This window comes from Rhodopseudomonas sp. B29 (assembly GCF_000333455.1).
Lineage (GTDB): Bacteria > Pseudomonadota > Alphaproteobacteria > Rhizobiales > Xanthobacteraceae > Rhodopseudomonas.
Map to the genome: position 1 here is coordinate 1 of NZ_BADD01000163.1, position 1,980 is coordinate 1,980.

3 protein-coding genes and 1 pseudogene are annotated in these 1,980 nt (G+C 64.8%); all 4 read right to left on the bottom strand.

Annotated elements, in window-relative coordinates; translation table 11 throughout:
- Positions 1 to 582, bottom strand: a 582-nt coding sequence (locus tag I5M_RS05865) for a DUF3095 family protein (RefSeq protein ID WP_031335524.1), incomplete at its 3' end; no start/stop codon positions are given.
- Between the two features lie 69 nt (positions 583 to 651).
- Complete coding sequence (locus I5M_RS34030) at positions 652 to 786, bottom strand: hypothetical protein (protein ID WP_022720549.1); 135 nt, start codon at positions 784 to 786, stop codon at positions 652 to 654.
- A 351-nt stretch (positions 787 to 1,137) separates the two neighbouring features.
- A complete protein-coding gene (locus tag I5M_RS05875; protein ID WP_022720550.1) occupies positions 1,138 to 1,470 on the bottom strand; it encodes a 2Fe-2S iron-sulfur cluster-binding protein in 333 nt (110 codons plus the stop codon).
- A pseudogene (locus I5M_RS05880) lies at positions 1,467 to 1,980 on the bottom strand (hypothetical protein); the annotation flags it as partial. The gene I5M_RS05875 and the pseudogene I5M_RS05880, both read right to left, overlap by 4 nt.

Sequence of the window (1,980 nt, forward strand, 5' to 3'; positions counted from 1 at the left end):
CACGCCCTGTGCCGATGGCACGGTTTCGAAGCGGCACGACAGACGGGAGAGATCCGGCGCGATGCCGGGCGGCGCCGGCTCGAACGCGAATTCGCCGCGCTTCATCGCGGTCTCGGCCCACCCCAATCCGCCGCCGGAAAACATCGCGTAGCTGACATGCGGCGACGGCGCGAACCGCGCCACGCGGATGTCGAGTCCCTGCTCCCGAACAGCCGTCACCGGCACCAGCGCGATGCGCATCGCCAGACCGAGTTCGTCGCGTGTCCACGCAGCGGTCGCGGCCATGGCATCTCGCGCGGCGTCAAGGTCCACCGGTCCGACTGCGAAGCTGGCGCCATCACCACCGAAGACGAATGGGAATTCACGCTCGCCAAGCGCGTTGGTGACGGCCGCGATGACGGCGGCGCCCGCCATGTTGACGGCCTTGTAGCGCCCGGCCGCGATCGCCTGCGTCGACTCGACGATATCGGCGAGCCCGATCCACCAATCATCGGGCAACGGCGAGTACAAATCAGGGTTCATCAGATCGGCAAAGCCACCGAACACCGCGACCCTGTCGTAAAACCCCTCGCCGCCCTGCATCGATCGACCTCCAGCCAAGTGGCTACATCTTGAAACTACGGAAGTCGCGCACGTGGGTTTTGGACGACGTCACTCCCCCTGAGAGCAGAGCCCCAGCATCGCCGTCACCGAGCCGCGGACGCAACGGGTCAGCGTAATATCCATGTACAGCCCATAGCTGAACAGCGCGAGGGCCAGAACGAAGATGAGGCCGAGCGACTTCACCGGCCGATCCTTTTGTGTCTCATTCCGCGTGAGTCCGACGGCTTGCCTGCGGAGCTTATAGCGATTTCAAACGGGGCAGACAGGCCTACGCTCTCGTATAACGCAGCAGACTTCATTGCGAATAGCAATATCGTCTAGAGTGCCGCGATTGAGAACGCTAGGCCGCCCGGGCGCCGTACCACTTCCGCGTCGTCGCTATTGAACACCATCGCCCCAATCACCAGCGTCATCGCCCGGCTTGACCGGGCGACCCAGTATTGCAGAGAGCTCGTTGTTAGTTACACGCGCTCTGGGATACTGGATCACCCGCATTCGCGGGTGATGACGGCGGCGTTTGGGAAACATTCCGTCTCAACGCCGATGCAGGCGTTCGTCCGGCGGGGCGATTTCGGTCACGAGATCGCGGACCAGCGCCTTTTTCGGCAACGGCGCCAGCGTGGTGACGCCTTCCTTGAGCCGGACCGTGCAGGCGTAATCGACATCGCCGTCGATCAGCATCATGCATTCCTTGCAGGCGTTGGCGTTGATGCAGGCGTAGCGGAAGGCCAGCGTCGGATCGGTCTGGACGCGCAGCCTGCGCAGACCGTCGAGCACCGATTGGCCCGGCTCGAAATCGACCTCGAATGCCTCTTGGCGCGGAGCCTCGCCGGCGCTGCCGCGCTGGATCTGCAGCGTTGCCTTCATGCCGCGGCCTTTCGGCTCGGCGGCACGATCGTCGTCATGTCCAATTCTCCGCCGGACCGCGTGATCACCTGATTGATCCTCCAGTTCTGATCGAGGCTAGGGAAGTCCTCGCGTTGATGCGCGCCGCGGCTCTCGGTCCGCGCCAGCGCAGGCATTGCGACTGATTGAGCGACCAACACCATGTTGCGCAGATCGAGCCAGTCGATCAGCACACTGTCGTAACCGGAGCCGGCGGCCCATGGCGTGTCGCCGACCTCTCGTTGCAAATCGGCGAGGCCGGCAATGGCCCGGCGCAGCTTATCCTCGGTGCGGAACGGACCGACATCCTCGGCCATCAGCCGCTGCAGCCTGGCGAGAATTTCAGCGGGGTTGGCCTGTGGCCGGGCGTGTGCGCCACGCAGCAGGTCGATGGTCGGCTGCGATGCTGCCGGCGACCACGCCGAGTGCTCACGCGCCGCCCGCAGCGCCGCGTTAAGGGCCGCGTGCGCGCCGAACACGAAGGCCTCAGTG

Excerpts from the sequence above, each read along its gene's own strand:
- I5M_RS05875 (WP_022720550.1), bottom strand. The coding sequence starts at position 1,470 with ATGAAGGCAACGCTGCAGATCCAGCGCGGCAGCGCCGGCGAGGCTCCG.